General features: G+C 66.1%; 21 protein-coding genes. 13 read left to right on the plus strand and 8 right to left on the minus strand.

Going from position 1 to position 23,911, the window contains the following annotated elements; all coding sequences use genetic code 11:
• The first annotated feature begins 54 nt into the window (after nt 1–54).
• The 4 genes from IU448_RS28135 to IU448_RS28150 all read left to right on the plus strand — a co-directional run bounded on the left by IU448_RS28135 (nt 55) and on the right by IU448_RS28150 (nt 5,587).
• On the plus strand, nt 55–1,002 hold the full coding sequence (locus IU448_RS28135; protein WP_195058753.1) for an IclR family transcriptional regulator: 948 nt from the start codon (nt 55–57) through the stop codon (nt 1,000–1,002).
• 78 nt (nt 1,003–1,080) lie between these two features.
• Nucleotides 1,081–2,247, plus strand: coding sequence for an acyl-CoA dehydrogenase family protein (locus IU448_RS28140; protein WP_195058754.1), 1,167 nt, complete (start codon nt 1,081–1,083; stop codon nt 2,245–2,247).
• 83 nt (nt 2,248–2,330) lie between these two features.
• The gene (locus IU448_RS28145; RefSeq protein ID WP_195058755.1) at nt 2,331–3,296 is read left to right on the plus strand and encodes an alpha/beta hydrolase family protein; all 966 of its coding nucleotides are present in this window, start codon (nt 2,331–2,333) and stop codon (nt 3,294–3,296) included.
• Nucleotides 3,297–3,640: 344 nt separating this feature from the next.
• Nucleotides 3,641–5,587: an acyl-CoA dehydrogenase family protein gene (locus IU448_RS28150; protein ID WP_195058756.1), complete on the plus strand. Its 1,947-nt coding sequence runs from the start codon at nt 3,641–3,643 to the stop codon at nt 5,585–5,587.
• A gap of 114 nt (nt 5,588–5,701) precedes the next feature.
• Here the strand turns inward: IU448_RS28150 and IU448_RS28155 are convergent, their stop codons facing one another.
• On the minus strand, nt 5,702–6,250 hold the full coding sequence (locus IU448_RS28155) for a hypothetical protein (protein WP_195058757.1): 549 nt from the start codon (nt 6,248–6,250) through the stop codon (nt 5,702–5,704).
• Nucleotides 6,251–6,471: 221 nt separating this feature from the next.
• Here IU448_RS28155 and IU448_RS28160 point away from each other — a divergent pair, with 221 nt between their 5' ends.
• Nucleotides 6,472–6,846 carry a DUF4345 domain-containing protein gene (locus tag IU448_RS28160; protein WP_195058758.1) on the plus strand — a complete coding sequence of 125 codons (375 nt, stop codon included), beginning with the start codon at nt 6,472–6,474 and terminating at the stop codon, nt 6,844–6,846.
• A gap of 57 nt (nt 6,847–6,903) precedes the next feature.
• Here IU448_RS28160 and IU448_RS28165 read toward each other — a convergent pair whose 3' ends face one another.
• The gene (locus tag IU448_RS28165; RefSeq protein WP_195058759.1) at nt 6,904–7,824 is read right to left on the minus strand and encodes an SDR family NAD(P)-dependent oxidoreductase; all 921 of its coding nucleotides are present in this window, start codon (nt 7,822–7,824) and stop codon (nt 6,904–6,906) included.
• Nucleotides 7,825–7,960: 136 nt separating this feature from the next.
• Between IU448_RS28165 and IU448_RS28170 the strand changes: the two genes are divergently transcribed.
• Nucleotides 7,961–8,833 (plus strand): helix-turn-helix transcriptional regulator, encoded by an 873-nt coding sequence (locus IU448_RS28170; protein WP_228814540.1) that lies wholly within the window; start codon nt 7,961–7,963, stop codon nt 8,831–8,833.
• Between the two features lie 42 nt (nt 8,834–8,875).
• On the opposite strand, the gene IU448_RS29650 is transcribed toward IU448_RS28170, so the two are convergent.
• Nucleotides 8,876–9,688 (minus strand): IclR family transcriptional regulator, encoded by an 813-nt coding sequence (locus IU448_RS29650; protein ID WP_324188742.1) that lies wholly within the window; start codon nt 9,686–9,688, stop codon nt 8,876–8,878.
• Between the two features lie 182 nt (nt 9,689–9,870).
• Here IU448_RS29650 and IU448_RS28180 point away from each other — a divergent pair, with 182 nt between their 5' ends.
• From IU448_RS28180 to IU448_RS28200, 5 genes are read left to right on the plus strand one after another with little or no spacing between them, the layout of a single operon-like run.
• Nucleotides 9,871–10,737, plus strand: a complete 867-nt coding sequence (locus IU448_RS28180) for an isocitrate lyase/PEP mutase family protein (protein ID WP_195058761.1) — start codon at nt 9,871–9,873, stop codon at nt 10,735–10,737.
• Between the two features lie 16 nt (nt 10,738–10,753).
• Complete coding sequence (locus IU448_RS28185; protein ID WP_195058799.1) at nt 10,754–11,998, plus strand: 3-isopropylmalate dehydratase large subunit; 1,245 nt, start codon at nt 10,754–10,756, stop codon at nt 11,996–11,998.
• A complete protein-coding gene (locus IU448_RS28190) occupies nt 11,995–12,528 on the plus strand; it encodes a 3-isopropylmalate dehydratase (protein WP_195058762.1) in 534 nt (177 codons plus the stop codon). The genes IU448_RS28185 and IU448_RS28190 overlap by 4 nt, the downstream gene beginning before the upstream one ends.
• Nucleotides 12,525–13,874 carry an MFS transporter gene (locus IU448_RS28195; RefSeq protein ID WP_195058763.1) on the plus strand — a complete coding sequence of 450 codons (1,350 nt, stop codon included), beginning with the start codon at nt 12,525–12,527 and terminating at the stop codon, nt 13,872–13,874. Before IU448_RS28190 ends, IU448_RS28195 begins: the two co-directional genes overlap by 4 nt.
• Nucleotides 13,871–15,556, plus strand: coding sequence for a class I adenylate-forming enzyme family protein (locus tag IU448_RS28200; protein ID WP_195058764.1), 1,686 nt, complete (start codon nt 13,871–13,873; stop codon nt 15,554–15,556). The genes IU448_RS28195 and IU448_RS28200 overlap by 4 nt, the downstream gene beginning before the upstream one ends.
• A 7-nt stretch (nt 15,557–15,563) precedes the next feature.
• On the opposite strand, the gene IU448_RS28205 is transcribed toward IU448_RS28200, so the two are convergent.
• The 5 genes from IU448_RS28205 to IU448_RS28225 form a co-directional block, all read right to left on the minus strand.
• Nucleotides 15,564–17,036 (minus strand): AAA family ATPase, encoded by a 1,473-nt coding sequence (locus tag IU448_RS28205; protein ID WP_195058765.1) that lies wholly within the window; start codon nt 17,034–17,036, stop codon nt 15,564–15,566.
• A gap of 378 nt (nt 17,037–17,414) precedes the next feature.
• Complete coding sequence (locus IU448_RS28210; RefSeq protein ID WP_195058766.1) at nt 17,415–18,350, minus strand: aminoglycoside phosphotransferase family protein; 936 nt, start codon at nt 18,348–18,350, stop codon at nt 17,415–17,417.
• Nucleotides 18,347–19,477: an aminotransferase class V-fold PLP-dependent enzyme gene (locus IU448_RS28215; RefSeq protein ID WP_195058767.1), complete on the minus strand. Its 1,131-nt coding sequence runs from the start codon at nt 19,475–19,477 to the stop codon at nt 18,347–18,349. The genes IU448_RS28210 and IU448_RS28215 overlap by 4 nt, the downstream gene beginning before the upstream one ends.
• On the minus strand, nt 19,474–21,879 hold the full coding sequence (locus IU448_RS28220) for an ATP-binding protein (protein WP_195058768.1): 2,406 nt from the start codon (nt 21,877–21,879) through the stop codon (nt 19,474–19,476). The genes IU448_RS28215 and IU448_RS28220 overlap by 4 nt, the downstream gene beginning before the upstream one ends.
• A 314-nt stretch (nt 21,880–22,193) precedes the next feature.
• Nucleotides 22,194–22,622 (minus strand): hypothetical protein, encoded by a 429-nt coding sequence (locus IU448_RS28225; protein WP_195058769.1) that lies wholly within the window; start codon nt 22,620–22,622, stop codon nt 22,194–22,196.
• 172 nt (nt 22,623–22,794) lie between these two features.
• Between IU448_RS28225 and IU448_RS28230 the strand changes: the two genes are divergently transcribed.
• Together IU448_RS28230 and IU448_RS28235 are read left to right on the plus strand one after the other, a co-directional pair.
• Complete coding sequence (locus IU448_RS28230; protein WP_195058770.1) at nt 22,795–23,592, plus strand: helix-turn-helix domain-containing protein; 798 nt, start codon at nt 22,795–22,797, stop codon at nt 23,590–23,592.
• Complete coding sequence (locus IU448_RS28235; protein ID WP_195058771.1) at nt 23,589–23,786, plus strand: DUF397 domain-containing protein; 198 nt, start codon at nt 23,589–23,591, stop codon at nt 23,784–23,786. The genes IU448_RS28230 and IU448_RS28235 overlap by 4 nt, the downstream gene beginning before the upstream one ends.
• Nucleotides 23,787–23,911: the final 125 nt, after the last annotated feature.

Genomic DNA, 23,911 nt, shown 5'->3' on the forward strand with positions numbered 1-23,911 from the left:
GGCGTGGACTGCACAGGGACAATCGGATCACCGCCGCTGTGTTACAAAATATGAATGTCGGATTACAATCGGCCGGGTGATCCTAAGCAGGCCGATCGCAGCGCAACAACGAGTGGTCCCGTTGAGCGGAAATCACCGCCGACCGAGCGGGTCGTCCAGATCCTCGAACTACTCGCCGACACACCCCACGAGCGCCTCACCCTGACCCAGATCGCGGACCGGCTCGGGCTGAACAAACCCACCTGCCTCGGCATCCTGACCGCACTGACGGACGCGGATTTCCTCACCCGCGACCACGCGAAGACCTACGGCCTCGGACCGGCTCTGCTCCGCCTGGGCGCGGCGGCCGAAACCGGGCTCGCCGAACTCGATCTGGTCCGGCCCGTGCTGACCGAACTCCACGGACAGACCGGCGTGGGCTGTGTCCTGAGCACGACTCACCGGGGGCAGATCATCGTTCTCGACCAACTCGGTATCGACCTCCCCGGCGACCACCGCGACCTCGCCACCGAAAGAAGCCCGCTCGCGCCGCCGCTCGGCCTGGTGAACATCGCCTGGGAACGCGACGATGTCGTCGACGCCTGGTTCGATCGCACCCCCCTGATCCCGCTGGCCGCAGGCAGAGACCGCGTCCGTTCGATCATCGACAGCGGGCGCCGGCACGGCTACCTCATCCAGCAGCTCACCACGAACACCTCGTCGAACATCGCCCTGGCCGCCCTGCTGTCCTCGGGTATGTCGCCCCGGATAATCGAAGCGCTCCGGCAGCATCTCCCGCCCGCGGACTGGTCGGAGTTCCTCACCGCGCTTCCCGGCGACGACAGCGCAATCGTGCCGGTCGCCACGATCAACACTCCCGTCTTCGATCGGCACGGCACCCAGCGCTACACCTTGAGCCTCGTCCCCAATCGCCCGGACGCCACGGTCGCGCAGTGCCGGGAATGGGCCGATGCGGTGATGAGTGCCGCCCGCACCGCCACCGGGATCCTCGGCGGTAGGTGACGGCTAGCGTAGGTGAGCACACGCTCGCGATCGCTGCGGCAGCCCGCTTGCCACAGCGCCCACCCCGACGGAGGCCGCATGTCCCAGTCGCTGTCCCAGCTGTTCGCCCTCGACTCGCTGCTCACGCCCGAGGAAATCGAGATCAGGACCACCGTGCGCGAGTTCGCCGCCGAGCGCATCCGGCCGCATATCGCCGAATGGTTCGAGGACGGACAGCTCCCGGCGCGTGAACTGGCCGTCGAACTCGGGTCGCTGGGGGTGCTCGGTATGCACCTGGACGGATACGACTGCGCCGGTATGAGCGCCACCGCCTACGGTCTGGCCTGTCTCGAACTCGAGGCCGTCGACTCCGGTATCCGGAGTCTCGTATCGGTGCAGGGCTCGCTGGCCATGTTCTCGATCCACCGTTGGGGTAGCGAGGAACAGAAACAGCAGTGGCTGCCGCCGATGGCCGCCGGCCGGGCGATCGGCTGCTTCGGACTCACCGAACCCGATCACGGCTCCGACCCGGCCGGGATGCGCACCCGCGCCACCCGCGACGGCCGGGATTGGGTGCTCAACGGAACGAAGATGTGGATCACCAATGGCTCGATCGCCGATGTCGCGGTGGTCTGGGCCCAGACCGATGACGGTATCCGTGGCTTCGTCGTCCCCACCGACACTCCCGGATTCTCCACCTCCGAGATCCGGGCGAAGATGTCGCTGCGCGCCTCGGTCACCTCCGAACTCGTCCTCGACGATGTCCGGCTGCCCGATACCGCCGTACTCCCCCACGCCCGCGGCCTGCGCGGCCCCCTCACCAGCCTCGGCGAGGCCCGGTTCGGAATCATCTTCGGCGCGCTGGGCGCCGCCCGCGATTGTCTCGAAATCGCCATCGAGTACGCGCAGACCCGGGAGGTTTTCGACAAACCGCTCGCCGCCTACCAGCTGACGCAGGCCAAGCTCGCGGATATGGCGCTGGAACTGGGTAAAGGGCATCTGCTCGCCTACCACCTCGGCCGGCTCAAGGACCGCGGCGACATCACTGCGGAACAGGTCAGCACCGGCAAGCTGAACAATGTGCGCGAAGCCCTCGCGATCGCCCGCGAATGCCGGACCATCCTGGGAGCCAACGGCATCACTCTCGAATATCCGGTGATCCGGCACGCCAACAACCTCGAATCCGTGCTCACCTACGAAGGCACCTCCGAGGTCCACCAACTGACCATCGGCAAGGCGCTCACCGGCTCGACGGCCTTCCGGTGACCCGGTCTGCCGAGTGTTTCGGCGCCGCGTAGGTTCAGCGTGGGCTCGTGCCGAGCCCCGAGGATCGAAAGAAGCGCGCCGCCATGACAACCCCGAATATCCCGGCCTCCGGGATTCCCGGCCCCGTCGCCACCCCGATCGTCTCGGTGAAGCCGATCGTCCTGTCTGCCCCGGATCGGGGTCACGACCTGCAAGTCCGGGTGTCCGCGCCCGTGACCGGCCGGGATCTGCCGATAATCCTGCTCTCCCACGGCTACGGCTCATCGCTGGACGGGTACGGTCCGCTCGCCGACCATTGGGCCGCCCACGGTTTCGTCGTGCTCCAGCCCACCCATCTCGACTCGAAAACGCTTCCCTTCATTGCCGACGATCCCCGTCGGCCCCATCATTGGCGGTTCCGCGTCGACGATATGGTGCGCATCCTCGACAACCTCGATGTGCTGGAGGCTGCTGTTCCCGGGCTTACCGGACGCCCGGACCGAACCCGTATCGCCGCCGCCGGCCATTCGTTCGGCGGTCAGACGGCAGGCATGCTGCTGGGCCTGCGGGTCCGTGACCCGAGCACCGGGCGGGTCGAAGACCTCCGCGACTCCCGAATCACCGCGGGCGTGCTGCTGGCGACGGCAGGCGAAGGCGGCGAAAGCCTGACGCCCTTCGCGCTCGAGCACGCGCCGTGGCTGTCGGACCAGGACTTCTCAGGTATGACCACGCCCGCACTCGTGGTCGCCGGCGACGCCGACAACTACCCGCTGACCATGCGCGGACCCGACTGGACGACCGACCCCTACACCCTGAGCCCCGGCGACAAAAGCCTGCTCACCCTGTTCGGAGCGGAACACTTCCTCGGCGGTATCTCCGGCTACCGGGCTGCGGAGACCACCGACGAGCACCCGGCCCGCGTCGAGCTGATCCAGCAGGTCACCACCGCCTACCTGCGGCACGCACTCGGTATCGACGGCAGCGGCTGGAAAGCAGCACAAGAATTCCTCGCCGCGGATCACCCGCTGGGCCGGCTGGAATCGACTCCGCCTGCTACCGACAACCCCTGAACTCGGCGGGCCACGCGGAATCCTCGCCCGAGCCCGCTGCGGTGCCGGCGCCGGAGGCGACGCAGCAGATCTCGGGCAGGTGCCGACGTATCGACACCGGCCGGCAGCAGGCCCACTCCCCTGACCGGCTGGTCGCCTCCCGTTCTTTCGTAAATATGACTCCGGGCCCCTCGGCATCCTTGCCCGGACAGTCGAGAACCGGTAGCTCACCTGTTGCCTCGGGCGGCCTCATTCCGGCCGGATCAGCCGTGAGCAGGCCCGTGGCGTCAAAGTTCGGGTCTACCGGCCGGTAACCAAACCCCCCTACACTCGGTTGAGACCGCCATCACCTCCGAGGAGGCAGTATGAGCACCAATGCGAAAGTCGACGCCACCGAGGAACAGGCCCGGCAGCTGGTCGAGGAATCCCGCGAGGCCACCTGGTCCAAACCGTCCTTCGCCAAGGAACTGTTCCTCGGCCGCTTCCGGGTGGACCTGATCCACCCCTTTCCGCGCCCCAGCGCGGAAGAAACGGCCGAGACCGAAGCGTACCTGTCCCGACTCCGGGCCTACTGCGAAACCCTCGACGGCAGCGTGATCGAGGAGCAGGGCCGTATACCGGAGCAGTATGTGCAGGGCCTGGCCCGGCTCGGCTGCTTCGGCCTGAAGATTCCCCGCGAATACGGTGGCCAGGGGCTTTCGCAGGTCGGCTACAACAAGGCCCTCATGCTCACCGGTTCGGTCCACCCCAGCCTGGGCGCGCTGTTGTCGGCGCACCAGTCGATCGGTGTCCCCGAACCGCTGAAACTGGCGGGCACCTCCGAGCAGAAGCAACATTTCCTACCGCGTTGCGCGCAGGGCGCGATCAGCGCGTTCCTGCTCACCGAACCCGATGTCGGCTCGGATCCGGCCCGGATGGCCAGCACCGCCACCCCCACCGCCGACGGCACCGCCTACGAGCTGAACGGCGTCAAACTGTGGACCACCAACGGTGTGGTCGCGGAACTGCTGGTGGTGATGGCCCGGGTACCGGAGAGCGAAGGGCATCGCGGCGGTATCTCCGCCTTCGTCGTCGAAGCCGGCAGCCCGGGCATCACCGTGGAGCGGCGCAACGCGTTCATGGGGCTGCGCGGTCTCGAGAACGGCGTCACCCGCATGTACAACGTCCGGGTGCCGCGCGAGAACCTGATCGGCCGCGAAGGCGACGGGTTGAAAATCGCCCTGACCACCCTCAATGCCGGCCGGCTCGCGATTCCGGCACTGTGCACCGCGGCAGCCAAATGGTCGCTGAAGATCGCCCGCGAATGGAGTACCGCGCGCGTCCAGTGGGGACGCCCCGTCGGCGAGCATGCCGCGGTATCGGCCAAGGTCTCCTATATCGCCGCGACCACCTACGCCCTGGAAGCCGTACTCGACCTCTCGGCCACCATGTGCGACGAGAACCGCAACGATATCCGCATCGAGGCAGCGCTCGCCAAGCTCTGGTCTTCGGAAATGAGCTGCCGGATCGCCGACGAACTCCTGCAGATCCGCGGCGGCCGCGGCTACGAGACAGCGGCCTCGCTACGAGCACGGGGCGAACGCGCGGTCGGCGCCGAGCAACTGGTCCGCGATCTGCGGATCAACCGGATCTTCGAAGGCTCCAGCGAGATCATGCGGCTGCTCATCGCCCGGGAAATGGCCGACGCGCATATGTCCGCCGCCGGCGCACTCGTCGACCGGCACGCGGAGTTCAAGGAGAAAGCCAAGGCCGCGGTGGGCGCCGGCGGCTTCTACGCCAAATGGTTCCCGCAGCTGACCCTCGGCTCCGGCACGATGCCGGCCGCGTTCACGGAGTTCGGGCCGCTGGCACAACACCTGCGGTTCGTCGAGCGCATGGCCCGCAAACAGGCCCGCGCACTGGTGTACGGCATGGCGCGCTGGCAGGCCAAGCTGGAATACCGGCAGATGTTCCTGGGTCGACTCGTCGATATCGGCGCCGAGCTGTTCGCGATGTCGGCAGTCTGCGTGCGCGCGCAGGCCGAGCGCGCACACGGCGCGCCGGAAGGCGAAGCCGCCGAGGAACTGGCCGATATCTTCTGCCTACAGGCCGGAATCCGGGTGCGGGAGCTGTTCGATGCGCTGTGGGACAACACCGATGACGAAGACGTGCGCACGGCCCGCAATGTGTTCGACGGACGCTACCGATGGCTGGAAGAGGGAGTACTCGACCAGAGCGAAGGCACCGGCCCGTGGATCGCCGAATGGGAGCCGGGTCCGTCCACCGAGGAGAACCTGCTCCGGCCGTGGTTGCGGGCAGGCGTTTCCCAATGATCGAGGCGGCGACAACTTCTAGGGAGTGGCGGAGTCCCGGCACGGCGGCGCGCCGGCTGTGAAAGCGAGCTTCCCTGATCCGGCTGACGGATCGGCGGTGAAAGCCGGCCGCGGTCAGGACTTCCGGCCGCGACCGGTCCAGAGGTGCTGCAGGATCATCAGCGGAAACAACATCACGCAGACGATCGGGATTCCTCCCACGAGCAGCAGGAAAGCCCCCATGAACAGCCCGATGAGCAGTGCCGAAACCCACCCGGCTCCGGCGTAGGCATGATCCCGGTCGTTACCGTCGATCCAGTTCCCCGGGTCCGCACGGACCAGCCGCGCCGGGAGCACACGCCCCGCATCGCACTCACCGTCCACGTGGACACGGATATCGAGGAGCCGTTCGGATCCGTGCGCCGGAGTGAAATCGCCGAAACAGTAGGTGGTTCGGTGACCGCCTCCCCGGCCGCCCCCTTCATACACCCGTTCCGACCGGGTGACCGTGACAGTCCCCCGTTCACCGGCCCAATCGAGCCCTGCCAGCACCACTTCGGCGTTGCGGACCGGTATGTCACCGATCAGATGCCCGAAGAACCAGGCGACCGGCAGACACACCAACCACATCACGATCAGAGTGCCCGGATCCCGGTTGTTCCGGATCGGGTTTCGCTTGCTCACCTATCCATTGTCGGCGGTTACGTCCAAGCGAGCCGACGGAACTGATCCAGCCTCAGCCCTATTCATCTTCGGCCCAGGTCGAGGACCGGCCGCTTCCGAATGCTTCCCGATATTCCGCGCGCTGCACGAGGTGACCGCGCGCTTTTCGTAGTTGGCAGTGGCATACGGCCCGCGCACGCCGGATACCGGACGGCGCCGAGTTCTGATGCCAGAATGGCTGCATGTCGAAGCTCGGAGTGCTGGGACGTGTTGCCGGATGGTCATGTGTCGCGATCGGGGCGGTGCAGCTCGTCGCCGGCACGCGTGCTGAACCTGGGATGAACGGCGACGCGACGGTCGATTCCCATGTCCGCTTCATGGGTTCCGCCTTCATCGGTTACGGCCTGGGCTGGGTGGAGGCCGCGGCTTCGCCGACCCCGAACCTGCAGCGGATGAGGGTACTTTCCGGCCTGATGGCGCTCGGCGGGGCAAGCCGCCTGGTCACCCGAGCCACCTTGGGCCGGCCACACCGCTTCCACGATGTGCTCCTCGGTGTGGAACTTGCGGCACCGATCGTCGTGGAGGCCCTCGGCAGGCTGGACCGTCCGGCCCGCTGAACTCGGAGAAGGCGCTGCGGTAGCGCCCGGACGATCCGCGCCCTGCCTCGCCTACGGTCAGCGAACCAGCGTCTCGACGAATCGGTTCGCGGCAGCATACAGTTCTGCCTCACGCCGCGAGTCATATGATTCCTCCGACGACCGCGCCGCCCGCTTCCGGTCGATATAGGACCCGGTCGGCGCCGTGGTGACACCGAGAACGATATCGGCCAGGGAATTCCCCGCGGCGCGGCGAGTGGTCGCCAACGGCGTCCAGGTCAACACCGGCAGAATACGGCGCATGAGGAACCGGGATAGGGGGTCCGCGTCGCGGGCGAGGTCGGTACCGGGAACGAATCCGGGGTTGTAGGCGACAGCATCGATCCCGGCGGGCAGCCGGCGAGCGTATTCGTGCACGAGATGGATCGCGGCGAGCTTGCTCGTCGAGTACGCCGTGCGACCGGCCCGCGCCGTCGCCGGTTCCGGAAAGGCGGCGATACGGGCGAGTACCTCCGGCTCCCGCCAGACCGGCCCGGGCACCATGCCCAGGTTGTGCCGGAGGTCGCCGAAGTGGGTGTCGCTGACGGTGATCACGATTCGCGCGGGCGCGGTGAAGCGGTCCTCGAGCAGCCGGACCAGCAGGTGGTTGGCCAGGACGTTGACCGTGAAGGTGGATTCGAACCCGTCCGGCCCCGCGGTGAGCGCGTTCGAATACTGGATCCCGGCGTTACCGGCGAATCCGCACAGCGGCGGCAGGTCGCCGCGGTCGAGCCGGTCACGGATCTCGGTGGCGGCGGCGCGAACGCTGTCGAGAGATGCGAGATCCGCCGGAACGTACGTGACGTGCCGGCCGCCCGGGTCGAGTTCGGTGGCCGGTTGCGCCGCGGATGTTGCGCGGGCGACGACCACCAGGTGCGTGTCCGGCGACCGGCGCAGGATTTGCTCGGCGGCGATCCGGCCGATACCGCGGGTCGCGCCGGTCATGACGATGGTGTGCATATGGACTCCTCGATATGTGCTGCTCGGTTGTCCTGCCCACATTCGCCGCTGATCGCCGCGCCGACCAGTACTGCGACCGACCCCAGGACTGGCAGTACCCAGGCTCCTCTAGCGCCGAGAAGCGAGAATGGAGGGTATGACCCGCTCTGCTACCGAATTCGGCCGACTCCTCCGCAGCCGGCGGGATCGCCTGTCGCCGGCCGATGCCGGTATCGCCGTCACCTCGGTCCGGCGGGCTCCGGGACTGCGCCGGGAGGAACTCGCGCAGCTCGCCGCCCTGTCCGTCGACTACATCTTGCGCTTGGAGCAGGGCCGCGCCGTGAATCCGTCACCCCAGGTGATCGCTGCGCTCGCGCGGGCACTTCAGCTGTCGCGGGCCGAACGCGACGAGTTGTATCGCAGCGCCGGTCAGTTGCCACCCCAGGACGGAATTATCAGCGATCATGTGCCCGCCGGGATACAGCGGCTCACCGCACGGCTCGGAGACATCCCGATCGGTGTGTTCACCGCCGACTGGTCACTCGTGTGGTGGAACAGCATGTGGAGTGCTCTGCACGGCGATCCGGCGCTGATCCCGGCCGCGGAACGCAATCTCGCGCTCGCCCTTTTCGGCACCGGGCTCGCGCACACTTCGCTGCGGCCGATGCGGTCCGAACGCGGGGAGGACGCCTTCGCGGCATCGATCGTCGCCGATCTCAGGGATACGGTGTCCCGCTATCCCGCCGACGCCCGACTCGACCGGCTGGTCCGTGAGCTGCGTGCCGATTCCGCCGCCTTCGACCGGTTCTGGAATACGGCGGCGACGGCACAGCATGTGGTGGAGCAGAAGACGATCGGCCATCCGGAAGTCGGCGATATCCGGCTCGACTGCGACGTTCTCGTGGTGCCGGGCGCGGATCTGCGGATGGTGACTTACACGGCCGCGGCGGCAACCCCGGATGCCGGGAAACTCGATCTGCTCCGGGTCACCGGCGGTCACCCGATCGGTCGCCGGGAAACAGCACTTTGACGAAGGGGCATTCGACCCGAGTGGCTACCCGGGACTTCCCGATCAGCCGCGGGGTAGTGCCTGCGCGATTCTCGTGATCCGCGCTCCCGCGTCGCATACTTTCTCGATTTTCGCGGCCAGGGCGTCGCCTTCGAATTCCTCGGCGCGACCGCCCACGCTGATCGACGCCACCACCGATCCGTCCCGGCCCAGAATCGGCGCCGCCACCGCGGCGACCCCCGGCAGGTAGTCGGCGTTGCTCAAGGCGTAACCGGCCGAACGGATCTCGTCGAGATGTTCGACGAGCCGGTTCACATCGGTGATGGTCCGATCGGTGATCGCCGGGAGATCACCGGTGAGCCACCTGTCCCGCAAGGCTTTCGAATGTGCCAGCATGACCACCGGCCCCGCGGCGGCGTGATAGGGCATCACGGAACCCACGTTGATTCCTGCGACGACAAGCGAATTCCGCCCTTCGAGCAGATCGATGCACACCGCGCCCTGTTCGGCGGGCACCATCAGGTATGCGGTGTTGCCGAAGGCGCCCGCCAGTTCGGACATGAACGGCTTTGCCGCCGAACGGATATCGAGTTTCGCCAGCGCCGCGGAGCCGATTTCGAAAACGGGCATCGCGATGCGGTAGCCGCCCTCGCCGGACCGGTCCACCCATCCCGCCTGGATCAGTGTCGCCATCAGGCGGTGCACCGTCGTCTTGTTCATCCCGCTCGCCGTGGTGAGATCGTTCAGCGTCCAGGTGGGCCGGTCGGCACGGAAGTAGCCGAGCAGCGTGCATGCCTTGAGGACCGCGCCCACGACATCGCGCCCTCCGGCCGCTTCGGATCCGGTGGGCACAGCCGTGTTCGGCTCGGTGGACACAGCCGTATCCGGCTCTGTAGGCACAGCCACTGATACTCACTCGCTTTCTTCGGTCGCACGGTCGGTGTCGCCACCATACGAACAGCTTCACCACCGGGGGTTGACTTTGTGACCTGAGCCACCTTACCGTCTCGTATCGAGATTTTGAAACGCATTCCGCATTGCGAAACGGAGAGTGGACTGTGAGCAGCCCGACCTTGAAAGACCTCACGGCACGCGGCCTGGTCTATGCGCCCGGCGTATGGGACGGCCTGACCGCGCGCCTCGCCGAACAGGCCGGTTTCAGCGCGCTGTGCGCCTCCGGATTCGCCGTCTCGGCCGCCCTCGGCCTCCCCGACGCCGAGCTCTACACCCAGACCGAGAACCTCCAGGCAGTCCGCACGATCCGCGAATCCTCGAAACTGCCCCTGGTCGCCGATATCGACACCGGCTACGGCAACGCCGTCAACGCCGCCCGCACCGCCACCAAATTCGTCGATGCGGGCGTCGGTGGGATGTTCATGGAAGACCAGGTCTCCCCCAAGTCCTGCCCCATCTGCGTAGGCGACCCCGTCGACCTGATCACCGTCCCCGAGGCCACCGGCAAGATCCGCGCCGTCCGCGATTCCATTCCCGACGACGTCCTGCTCATCGCCCGCACCGACGCCCGCGGCGACGACGCCATCCGCCGTGCCCGAGCCTACGTCGAGGCCGGCGCCGACATGATCATGCCGGTCACCAAAACCTTCGAAACCGTCGAACAGTGGCAGCGCTGCCACGAAGAGGTCGGCGTACCGTTGATGGCCACCCTCACCGCCTCCACTTGGACCGAACGCGAGTTCACCCCCGGAATCCTCGACCAGATCGGCGTCCGGCTGGCCCTGCTGCCGACCCAGGTCCTGATGGCGGTGGCCGGAGCAGCCCAGGCCACCTTGAAACGCCTGGCCGCGGGCGAAGCACCCGCCCAGGTGAGCGCCGATGCGCTCCAGCACCACGAATTCGTCGAACTGATCGGCTTCCCCGAGGTCGAGGCCATGCAGAACAAGTACCTACCCGCGAAGGAGCAGTAACGCCGTGGGTTACACGATGACGGAGAAGATCCTGGGCCGCGCCTCGGATCAGAAAACGGTCCACGCCGGCGAGAACCACCCGGTGCAGCCGGCGCGCATGATCGCCTACGACTTCCCCGGCTACACCGACGTGATGTTCCGGCAGATGCGCGAGGACTTCGGAATCACCGAACTGAAGGACCCCAGCCGCTACATCGTCTTCATCGACCACATGCTGACGAAGCACAACGAGAAGGAATCCGAGGTCCACCAGGTCACCCGCGACTGGTGCGAGTTCTACGGCATCGAACTGCACGAGGGTCGCGGTATCGGCCACCAGCTCACCGCCGAACTCGGCCTGGCCATTCCCGGCGAGTTCCTCGTCCACTTCGACGGCCATATCAGCGGTATCGGCGCCTTCGGCGCGCTCGGCTGGGGTATCCGCCGCGACCTCATCGAAGCCTGGGTCACCGGCCAGGTGTTCGTCGATATCCCCGCCACCACCCGTTTCGACCTGGTCGGCGAGTTCCCGCCCGGCGTGGACAGCCGCGATCTCGTGCACACCATCATCGATATGGTCGGCGCCGACGGCTGCGCCCATCAGGTGATGGAGTTCGGCGGCCCCGGCGCCCGCTCCATGGCCATCGACCACCGTCAGGGCCTGTGCGGAATGGCCATGTTCACCGGCGCCGTCTCCGCGATCTTCGAACCCGACGACATGTCGCTGGCCTACGCGAACAAGGTCGCCCGCCGCGGCTTCGACCCGGTGTATCCCGACGCCGACGCCACCTACGCCGCCCGCTACGAAATCGACCTCGCGACCCTCACCCCTCGCGTCGTGCTCCCCGGCTCCGCCCGCGCCGTCAACACCAAGACAGCCCAGGAACTCGCCGGCACCCCGATCACCAAAGCCTTCATCGGATCCTGCGCCAGCGGCCGTATCGAGGATCTGCGCGCCGCCGCCCTGGTGCTGGACGGTCGCAAAGTGGCCCCCGGCGTCGAGCTCAATGTCGTCCCCACCTCACAGAAGGTGTACGAGCAGGCCGAGCAAGAAGGCATCCTCGACGTCCTCCGCGCCGCAGGTGCACATATCAACATATCGAGCTGTGATTTCTGCTTCGGCTACCAGAAACCCCTGCAACCCGGCGAGAACTGCATCTCCACCGGCGTCCTGAACATCTCCGGCCGGATGGGCAGCCCCGACGCCAACATCTACATGGGCTCCCCCTACACCGTCGCCGCCAGCGCCCTCACCGGCACGATCCAGGAGTCGGTCCAGTGAGCGCCTATCCCCCACCGCCCGACCTCATCGAAGGCAAAGTCGCCTGGATCTTCGGCGACGATTTCGATATCGACCTCGTCGTCGGCGTCTCCAACATCAAGTCCTACGACCCCGACCACCTGCGCTCGGTGTGTATGCAGGCCTACGACCCCACCTTCACCGACCGCGTCCGCCCCGGCGATATCATCGTCGGCGGTCGCAACTTCGGCTACGGTCACCCGCACTATCCACCCATGGTCGCCCTGCGCAACGCGGGGATCTCGGCCATCGTCGCGGAATCCTTCTCGCCCGGCTTCTGGCGCGGCGAAACCTTCAACGGCATGCCGTTGATCACGATCCCCGGCGTCTCGACCGCAGTGCAGGTCGACGACGCCGTGGCCCTCGACTGGCGCACCGCCACCCTGCGCCTGCCCGGGGGAACCGACCTGGTCGGAACCCCACCGAGCCCGCGGACCATCAAGGTCATCGAAGCCGGTGGTTCGTATGAACTCCTGCTCGCCGAGCACGCACGCGAAAGACAGATTCAATGACGAACACCGAACCTCGCGTCGGGTCCAGTGACCTCCACCCCTCCGGACCGCTGCCGGTGACAGCAGCGAAGAAGTCGAACTCGGTAGCCCGCCGCGCCGCCATCGCCGGCGGCGTCGGCACCCTCATCGAGTACTACGACTTCGCGGTCTACGGCTTCCTCGCCGTCACCATCGCACCCCTGTTCTTCCCCTCCGACAATTCCGCGGTGTCGATCCTGTCGACCCTCGCCGTCTTCGGTGTCGCCTACGTCGCCCGCCCCCTCGGCGGTATCTTCTTCGGCCGCCTCGGCGACCGCCGCGGCCGCCGCCACGCCCTCGTCATCACCGTCGTCACCATGGGCGTGGCCTGCGGCATCCTCGGCCTGCTCCCCACCCATTCGGCCGTCGGCGTCCTCGCCCCCATCCTTTTGGTGCTCGTCCGTCTCGCCCAGGGCTTTTCGGCCGGCGGCGAAGTCGGCGGCGCGGCGACCTATATCGCCGAATCGGCCCCGCCCAAGCGTCGCGGCTTCTTCGGCTCCTTCACCCCGGTCGGTTCGACCCTCGGTTTCGCCGTGGCAGCTGCCGTCGTCGGCCTGGTATCCCTCGCGACCACGGACGAGCAGATGGAATCGTGGGGCTGGCGTATCCCGTTCCTGCTCGCCCTCCCCCTCGCCTACGTCTGCCTGCGTGTCCGGATGAAGCTCGAGGACACCCCCGAATTCGAGGAGATGGCCGAGAAGCAGCAGGTCACCAAGAGCCCGCTGATCGACACCGTCACCAGGAACCCGTGGTCCGTCGCCCGCGTCGTCGGCGTCGCCATCGCCATGAACGGCTCCGGCTATATCGGCCTCACCTACTTCAGCGTCTACCTGATCAACGACCTCGGTTTCTCCAAAGACGCCGTCTACTGGACCTCCGCCATAGCCATCGCCCTGGCCTGCGCCACCTTCCCGCTCAGCGGTATGGCCACCGACAGGTGGGGCCGCAAACCGGTCCTCATCGGTGGCTACCTCGCCTACGTCGTGATCGCCCTGCCCGCCTTCATGATCATGGGCGCCACCGAGAGCATCCTCGTCATCGGCATCGTCTACTTCCTCTACATGGTGCTCAACGGCGTAGTCCAGGTCCCCGCCTTCCCGCTGTTCACCGAGCTCTTCCCCCGCACCGTCCGCTACACCGGCGTCTCCCTGGGCTTCAATATCGGCACCATCGCCGCCGGCGGCACCGCCCCCTACGTCGCCGCCCAGCTCGTCGAATCGACCGGTAACGCGATGTCGCCCGCCTACTGGGTGATGGGCGTCTGCGCCATCGGCCTCCTCACCGTCGCCACCATCCGCGAAACCAGCCGCAAGGAACTCCCTGCATGACCACCGGTAACACCGGGAACGCCCCGTCCGCCGCATTTGATGAGGGTGCGGCGGGCGGGGCGTCCCGCCCTCGAGAAGAGCTCGGCACCCTCGTGGCGGCCTGGCACGACCGGGTCCGGCACGAACCCGACGCCCCCGCCCTCGTCTACTTCGACACCACCCTCACCGTCCGCGAGGCCGACGACCTCGCCACCGCCCTCGCGGCCGCCTTCGCCGACCGCGGCGTGGGCCACGGTGAACGGGTGGGCATCCACCTCCAGAACATCCCGCAATACGCGCTCGTGCTGCTCGCCCTCTGGAAACTCGGCGCGATCGCCCTCCTGCTCAACCCGATGTATCGCGGCCGCGAACTCCGCGAACTGGTCACCGATGCCGAACCGGTCGGGGTCATCACCACCGACCGCGATGTGCGGCAGGTCCGGGAGGACGTCGAGGGCACCACAGTCGGCTGGGTACTCGGCACCGCGGAGTCGGACCTCCAGTCCCGCAACGACCCCCGCGTCTTCAAACCCGAAACCGCGGCTGCCGACGAGTGTTCCGCAGACCTACTCACTTTGGCCCACGAGTACGCCGGCCGGAAACTCCCGACGATCCAGGTACACGGCGACGACCTCGCTTTCCTCGCCTACACCTCCGGCACCACCGGCCCACCCAAGGGCGCCATGAACTCGCACACCAACGTCCGCGCGGTAACCACCAGCTTCGCCGAACTCGCCGGCATCACCCCCGGCGACGTCGTCTACGCCCTGGCCCCGCTGTTCCACATCACCGGAGCGGTCGTCATCGGCGCCCTCGCCCTCACCGAACGCACCTCCCTGGTCTTCACCGGCCGCTTCACCACCGACGTAGCCGTCGACGCCCTCCGCGAACACGGCGTCACCTACACCATCGGCTCCATCACCGCCTTCAACGCGATGATGAACTCGGAATACGCCACAGCCGAACACTTCTCCACCATCAAAACGCTGTACAGCGGGGGTGCGCCGGTCCCACCGAGCACGGTCGCCCGATTCCAGGAACGCTTCGGCCACTACATCCACAACGCCTACGGCATGACCGAAACCTCCTCGGCAGTCACCGCAGTGCCGCCTGGAGCAAGCGCCCCGGTCGACCCGAATAGCGGCACCCTGTCCATCGGGCTACCGCTCCCTGGCGTGAACGTCGAGGTGGTCGACGCCGAAGGCCACCCCCTCCCGCCCGGCAGCCAAGGCGAACTCGTCGTCACCGGCCCCCAGGTCATCCGCGGATACTGGCGCAAACCAGAAGAATCCGAAGCCGCCCTACCCGAAGGCCGCCTCCGAACCGGTGACAGCGCGATCGTCGACCAACAGGGCTGGGTGTACCTGGTCGACCGGATCAAAGACCAGATCAACGTGTCCGGGTACAAGGTATGGCCGCGCGAGGTCGAGGATGTTCTCTACGAACACCCGGCCGTACTCGAAGCTGCTGTCGTGGGCGTTGCTGACGAATACCGAGGCGAGTCGGTAGCCGCCTATGTCTCTCTGAAAGACGGCCACACCGCCGACGCCGACGCGCTGATCGCGTTCGCCCGGGAACGCCTCGCGCCCTACAAACGGCCCAGGTCCGTGGGAATACTCGCCGACCTACCCAAAACACAAACCGGCAAGATCCGCCGACGAGCGCTGCGCGAGAACCTGCAGGACATTCGGACAACGCAATAAAATGCTGTCAGTCGCCCCGATACAGCCGCTCGAGGCCGATCAATTCCACATCGTCGCGGGAATCCGCCACGGCGCGCAGTTCGGGGGTGAAGTCGTATCCGGTGAAGAGCAGCAGTTTGGTCTGCCGCGACGCGCGGGGATCGCGCTGAACCAGCAGATCCCGAATCCGGTCGAGCCGGTTGACCTGTTTCTCCCCGACGACCGCATGGTTCTTCGCCTCACCGATCGCGAGGATCCGTTCCGCACCACCGGCGTCCCGCCCGAACACTACGACGTCCAACTGATGGCCGGTCTTACCCGCGGGGTCGGGCAGAACTCCGGAAAGCACATGCGTGCGCCTGCCTCCCACGGTGCCTGGGGCTGCGTACCACCGGCACCACGCACGCGACAACTGCTCGAAATGCGGACCGAGTACTTGACTTGTGAAGGTGGGCCCCGAGCGTTCCCATACCTCAGTGGCGTGCCCCGGGCGTTCGAGGTCGCTCCATTCCGAGCGCATGATCGCGTAATAGAACGTCAGCAGCGGCTCGGTGATCCGGTAAGTGGACCGGCGGGCGTGGAAAGCGTCCTGTTCACGGGCGACCATGCCGACATCTTCCAGGACGGTAAGCGGGTGCCCGAGGTCGGTGGACTTGCGGCCGAGGAAGCTCGCAATCCCGCCCCGGGTGTTGTTGCCCTCGGCAATCGCCGCGAGAACACCGTGATAGAGCGCGCTTTCCCGGAGTTCGGGCTCTTCCGCCAGCAGGAACCGCGCTTCCCGGAACAGCGGCCTCGACGAGTTGAGCACATTGCGAACCACCCACGGTCCGAAATCCTCGCGGTCGGCGGGTGTGTCACCGAGCGTATATTCGCGCCGGTACGCCGGCGTACCCCCCACCACGGCGTTCACCAGGAACGCCAGCGACAGGTCGCCGATCTCCCAGAACTCCCGCGCCAGCCGGTAGTCGAGGGTCGGCACGACAAGCTCCAGGCTTGCGCGTCCCCGCAACGGGGCGCTACCGACGAGCAGTTTGCTCATGAACGACTGGGCCGAACCGCACAGCAACAGGCGGATGGCACCGGCGTGGCGCCGACCGGCCGGATCGAATGCGCGTTGGATCAACGACGGCAGCTCGGGTGACGCCTTGGCCAGGTAGGGAAACTCGTCGAGGACCACTGTCAGGGGCCGGTCACCAGCGCCCAGGGTCATGATTGTCTCGATTGCCTCCGGCCACCCGGCGAACCGGCGCGGCACCGGCTCGCCGAGATACCGCGCCAGAGCGCTACCGAGCTGGTGCAGCGACTCGGGTTCGGTCGCCTCGGTGGCCGCGAAGTAGAACCCGCCGGTTGCCTCGCATACCGCGTCGAGGAGGAAGGTCTTTCCTTGCCGGCGATGCCCCGAAACGATACCCAGCGCCGGCTGCGGCCCAGGGTAGGTGGCAAATCGGGTTAGCTCCGACCACTCGTGCTCGCGATCGAACATGGTCTCGGGCTTTAACATGAGATCTATTATAACTCGATCTATTATAGGTGGAGTTATAATAGTCCGGACTGTCGTGGATCAGCTCGCGTCGCTGCAGCAGGATCTCACCCGATTCACACCACCTGCTGATTGTCTCGGCGGCGCCGGGATCGAATCTGCTTCTCCACTGCGGCCCGCACCTCGTCGATCAGCACTGTGGGGCGTTCGGCGTTGCACTTTCCCCCGGCCGCAGCATCGCACACTGCAGCAATCGCGGCCTGAACTGAACTGTGGGTAGCCGCGAGACCTTCCACGAAGCGATCCGCGATCTGAAACGATTCCTCGACGAACCCCAGACCACCGGTCGATCAAAATTCACATAGGTGAGTCGGCTCGCCGGCACCGAAACCGCGGGCTTCACCGAGCCGGCTGTACACGATTTGTCAGCTCCGCGGGATCCACCGCCTGGACGAATGCCTCGATCCGATCGCCGGACACCGGGAGGTAGGAGCGATATTCGGCGACAGCCAGCACGTATGTCCAGGCGTAGAGCCTGTTTTCATCGAGCATGGGATGCGCGCAAAGCTCGCTCAGCCGCTCCGGAATCGACTCCGGCCCGTCTTGGATCGCAACCCATAAGCCCGCCTCGGCATTGATATCCCCGACCGCGCCGAGTGGATCGATCGTGTACCACCTACCCGGGCCTTGCAGGATGTTCTTCGCCTGCAGGTCCGCATGGAGCACATGACGCTCAGTAGTAGTGCTGATCAGTACCTCCAGCAGCTTCTCTACCTTTGCAAGACGAGTTGCAGCACCGAAACGTTCCATGGCGTCGGCATAGCGCTCGTCCGCGAAACGCTCGCGCGCCCAACCGATCCGCATCCACGCTATATCGGCTAGGTCCTTGAGCTTCGGCGGTTCGGGCAACCCGGGAGCGTTGAGCCTACTCAGCAGCTCACCGAACTGTGCCGAATCACCGGCGCCGTGCACGGGCCAGGCAATCTCACCCGGCACGATGCGAGACATCAGGAAGACGCCCGAATCTTGGTCGAAGTGCAGAATTTCCGGTGTCGCACCCGAAGCCGACCAGCGATCGAGCATCGCCGTCTCGGTGGCCCCGGATTCCTGGTCCACGGGAATTTTCAGTACCGTAGCCGTTCCGTCTTCGGTGCTCGAATACACGCAGCACGACATGGCCCCGCTATCGGCGATACTCTCCAACCGCAGACCCCATCGGTCGGCATAGCTCGCGATCCGTTCGGGCAACGCGTCGAGCCACACCCGGCCGTCGTCTTCACCCCGGAGAAAGATGATCGCCCTTTCGAGCCGTTCGGGAACGAGAGGCACTGTCATCGTGGGAGAGCCTCCTTGATGCGGCCGGCGAGGGCTTCGAGGTCGTGCTGGTCATTGTAGATGTGGGTCGCGAACCGAAGCAGGCATTCCCCCTGCGGGCCAGGACCAACCCAAGCACGAATGCCGGCTTCTCTCAGGACGGCCTTGATCTCGGCCACGGTAACGCCGCTCAGAACGAATGCGCGCATTCGCGGCGCGGAAAGTTCGGTGGAAGCGGTGGGCTGGGCTCCTATTTCTGTCAGCAGCTCCGACCCCAGATCGGCCAGGCGTCCACACTCGGCGAGCAGACCGGCGTCCTGCCATTGCTCCCACTGGTCGATCGCCGAGGTGGCGGTCAGTCGGGGCACCGGGTCGAAGGTGCCTGGCCAGGAGAAGCGTTCGACCAGATCGGGCGAGTCCCAGGTAAGCGACACCTCGGCTGGCCGGATACGGTCGACGAGATCTCCGGTGAGCCAGAGCAGCCCGACCGGGCGGAGGGTGGGCAGCCATTTGTGCAGTGTGCCGAACATGGCGGCGGCACCCCAGGCATCGGGCGCGACCGGGATATGCCCCGGAGCATGTGCCGCATCGAGGATCAACTGGCCCCCACGCTCACGCACCCACCGGGCAATGTCCTCGATCGGGAGTCGTAGGGCAGCCGAAGACGAGATGACGCTCAGCTGCATATAGGTCACGGAGCCGGGGACTGCAGAATTCAGAGCCGTGAGCAACTGATCCGAGCTCTGGAGCGGGAGCGGCACCGGCACCTCGACCAGATGCGCCGAGGCGCGCTGGCAGGCGGTTGCCCAGGCTCTGATGATCGACGAGTACTCGGCGTCGAGGATCACAACGGTGTCACCCGCGGCGAGGGGAAGCGAGCCGATCAGTGCGGCGGCGCCGGAGGTAGCGTTCGTACAAAAGGTAGTTCGACTCGCATCGAGGCCGAGCATCTCCGCTGTGCGGAATGTTCGGGAGCGCAACCCGTCTGTGAGCTCACTGCCGAGATGGATTGTCGGATCGGATTCTATTCTGTAGCGCTCGGATTCGGCCGCATTCAGCACGTGACGGGAGGTCAGGCCGTACGACGGGTGGTTCAGCTGAACCAATCCAGCTTCGAGCGCAAAGTCGACGTAGGCGAACCTTTTCACGATCCGGCACCGTTGCCGAGTATCGAACGCAGATGCGGCAGACTCGGCACGTCGAAACGGAAGATCGCATCCGCAGCCAGCGCGTCATCGGGCGGCACGCCGAGGCCGGCGATCGAGAATTCGACTGGGTTCCATCCCGGCGCACGCAGGTCGATCGCGTCCAGAACCTCCACGAGCCGCTCACCACGCTCAGTGGCGATGACGGCATCTCGGGAGACCCGGCGCAGCTGAGCCAGTAGTATCTCGCTCGCCATCCGCCCGTGGAGATTCTCCACCTCATGGATTTGGCAGGCCAGAGTTGCCGCCGCTCGCGGAAGCGCCGGCGGGAGACTGATATCGAGGTACCGCGCGAACGCTTCCGCCGCTTCGGGGTACCGCCGCTGTAAGCCCAGCACGCGACTCGAGTCGCGCAGATGGGGCGGATTCTCGCTCGCGACACCGGAGGTTCGTGACATCCGGCCCAGCTCCTCGAGCAATTGCCAGGACCGATCGAGTTCCAGGCAGGCCATCGTTTTCTTGCTCAGCCAGTGCAGTGCCTCGTAACCGGCGTAGGGATGGCCGGTAGAGCTCGCGACGTCGATCGACCGCCCAAGCCAATGCTCGGCGTCGGCCGGCTCATATGCGGCAAGATGCGCGAGGCCGCGATGCCCGTGCGCGCGAGACCGGATATCGGGACGATTACTCATCGCGGCGACGGAGTCACATAGTTCGATACAGCGCCTGGCGTCCAGGCTCGGTCCGCACAAGGCGATCTCTGCTTTGAGCATCAGCGCTTCAGCGTGGATTTCGCCGGGCCCGGAATGCTCGGCGAGCAACTCGTCGAGCGCCCGGTCGACCTCGCCCCAACGGCAGGTCATGCGAAGGTTCCGAGCCCAGAGCAGCCGGACATCCGCTTCCCGCCCGGGATCGACCGTCTCGTCGACCGTGCATGTCAATGCTTCCGCGCAGGCCCGAGTGGCCTCGAGATGATCCCCGCGTGCCGAAAGCGACTCGGCCAGCAGTGACCAGGCATCGAAGGAGGGAGCATGGTCCACTGCTATTTGCGCGAGTTCCCGCGCCTTCGACACCGCGCCGAGCGCAAACTGTCGGCGCGCGGCCGCCAGCGATAACGCACCAGCCTTCTCGCGATCCCCCGCAGCAACAGCGACCGCCGCCACCCGGACCTGCATCTCGTCGTCCCAGTCCGGCTCGGATTCCAGAACCTCCAGGAACCGAATGTGATGGCGACGCCAACGCGGCGAGTTCGACGCTCCCCGTTCCCGGAGAATTTCCGCAAACAGCGGATGGTGGATCAGGTACCGGTCGTACTTCCCGCGTGGTTCCGCCGGCCGCACCAGACCGTGCTCATCGAACAGCACATGCAGCCGCTCGTACACATCGTCGACATCCATTCGCGCCAGGACGGCGAGGTAGTCGACTTCGAAGCTGTAGCCGATCAACGCGGCGGTCTCGAGCAGCCGCTGATCCTCCGGCCGCAGGAACGACAACCGTTCTTCCAGCACCGCGGCGATTTGCCGTGGCGCCACACCGTCACCCTGACCACCGAGCCGCACGAGCGACTCCGCGAACAGCGGGTTCCCGGCACTCAACCGGACGATCCGCGACACCACTCGCGGCGAAACAGGACTACCGTCCGCCGCCTGCCGGACAAGCTGCTCGGTATCAGCACTCGATAACCGCGGCAGGTCCATGACAACCGTTTCGGGCCGGTACCGGCACAACCGGAACACCGCCCGCTGCAGCGGATGAGTCTGATCGGCCGAAAGAAGCTGATCGGGCCGATAAGCCAGCACCATGACGAGCGGACCCTCCACGCGCAGCGCGATCGTGGTCAACAGGTCGATGGTGGCGGTATCGGCCCAGTGCAGGTCATCCAGAACCATCAGCACCGGCCCGTCGGCGAGCAACGCCTCGATGAACCGGAGCAGCTGATCGAGCCGGCTGTCGATCTCGGACTGATCCCGCCCGGACGCCGCATACGTCTGTCCGGTCCGCACCCCCGCGGCGAGCAGCTGCCCTACGACAGGGACGGATTCGATCCAGTCGGGAGCATGCTCACCGAACGAGGAGGCCAAGCGCTCGAGCCTCGACTTCGGTCCCGATCGATCTGCAGACGAGGTGAGCGAGCGCAAGCATTCGCGGATGGCCTGGAATGAATCGGAGGCAAGAGAATTCAGCATCGCCTGCCCGTAGCCGGACAACAGGCCGGAGTGCCCGTGCTGCTGCACCGCCCGATGCGCCAAGGTCGCGAGCAAACTGGTCTTCCCGACACCGGCTTCCCCACGAAGAACGAACACGGTACTCGCCCCGGATTCGACAGCGTGATCGACGCCTTCGAGCAGTTGGGAGAGCTCGTCGATACGATCGACCAGCGGTGCGGGTTCCGCGAGACTCGACGACAATTCCCCTCCAGATCAGCCGAGCGACAGATGATCACGATTCTAATCCGTGATCACGGCACGAGAACGACTGATCGCCAAAGGATCTGGCCGCGTGCGCTATCGCCCTCCCACGTACAGCCGTTCGCACGGCAGACGCGGCAGATCAGCCGCGGACCCAGGAATAACGGCGACCGAGCCCGCCGCGTGCCGGTGGCGCCATTCAGCCATGAACAACAACGCCGCCGACCGGCACGCCACGTATTCGAGCCTGATCCCGTGCAGAAAGATACTCAGGCACAGATCCGGCTCCCCCGGCCGAGGCGTTCCCTGCCCGCTCATCCGGCACACTCCACAAGCGCGTCCAGGACGGTCTTCAAACTCGGCAGATAGACATCACGCGCCGGCACCACCCACCGCCGATAGGCGTCGTCGACCGGACCCGGCAACGCGACAATCGCGAGCGGTGGAACAATCTGCGAGTTCGTGCGTAGCAGGGCCCGTGCGTAGAGCGAGCTCTCCTCGGCCTCGGGCGAATACCCGGTCAAGAAGGTGTACCGGCGGGACCGATGCGAAACGACCGGGCCGACCAGAGACCGTGCGGACAGGAATTCACGCATTACTTTCCCGAGCCCATCCGGAGTGGTGACCGCTCGAACCCGACCACCGATCGTCAACGCAATCCGGCCGGACTCGTCGACATGGCAAGGTAATCCGCACACCGTGCGGTAGTAGTGACAGCGGCCGAGAGCAATAGGCACAGACATCAGACCCCCTGAAGTGGCGTCACTGAAGTTCGAGAGAACGCGCCCGGCCCCGACCAGCCCAATCGCGAATCGGGGATGCCGCTGCGGAGTCGTCTCCGACCAGGCGCATATCCAGCCTGCTCTCACGTGACGCTTCAATCCACGGCGCCTTTGAAACGGTTATGATGCCCTTATGCGACGCACTCGCTTGATCGATGCGCGGAAAGCCACAGGGAAGACCCAGGAACAGATCGCCGAGTTCATCGGTGTCGACCGCACCACCCTGGGCAAGTGGGAGCGAGGCGAGTCCACCCCGCACCCCAACCAACGCGGCCCTTATGCCGAAGTACTGGGCGTAGCCATGTCCGCTCTCGATTCCATGCTCAGCGGCCTCCCCGCCGACCAGGCCGAAATGCCGGAATGGCTCACCACCTACCTCGCCATGGAACAGTCCGCTACCGCACTACGCGCCCACGAGCCGCGCGCCGTGTACGGAATGCTGCAGACTCCCCGCTACGTCGAACACCTCGCGGGCCGCGCCGGGATCTCCGGAGTCTCGTCGTCTTTCGTACAACGCACCATCGACCAGCGCCTGCACCGGCAGAAACGGGTCCGCAACGGCGACCTGCAGGTCGAGGTGATCCAACCCGAATCCGCCCTGCATCTCCGCGTCGGCGACCCATCGGTCATGGCCGAGCAACTCCGGACCATGACCGAACTGGCGGACCTGCCGAATGTGACGGTCCGTATCACCACATACGATGCAGGTCAGTACGAAGCGCGGCGGCTGGGCGATTTCGCCATAGTGACCCACCCGTGGGGCAACCCTCGGGTGCACGTCGAGGGATACAAAGGCGGAGAGTTCTTGACCGACCAGGAGACGGTGGCCTACTTCATGGCGGCACTCGACGACGCCGAACGGATCGCACTGTCCTCGAGGGAGTCCCGCGACTTCATGCTGCGATTGGCCGATAGCTGGAGTGAACGATGAGCGAGTTGAACTGGCGAAAGTCGAGCTTTACGGACCCGCATACGTGCGTGGAGGTCGCAGCGGTATCTGGGGGCGTCCTGGTTCGCAACAGCAATGCGCCAGAGGCGGGTGCGTTGCGATTCACCTCGGAGGAGTTCCGGGCTTGGCTGCTGGGGTGCAAAGCAGGCGAGTTCGACGATCTTGCCGTTCGATAGTCCTGGTCACATCGTCCCGAACACCCCCAGGGAAGCCATAGCACCGCCGAAACAACTCGACATCGCTGTACCCGGCCGATTTGATCCATTACCCGCCCCCAGCGGGTTCACTTGATCCACATTCG

The sequence above is a fragment of the Nocardia flavorosea genome (genome assembly GCF_015477805.1).
In the GTDB taxonomy this organism is placed as follows: Bacteria; Actinomycetota; Actinomycetes; order Mycobacteriales; family Mycobacteriaceae; genus Nocardia; species Nocardia flavorosea_A.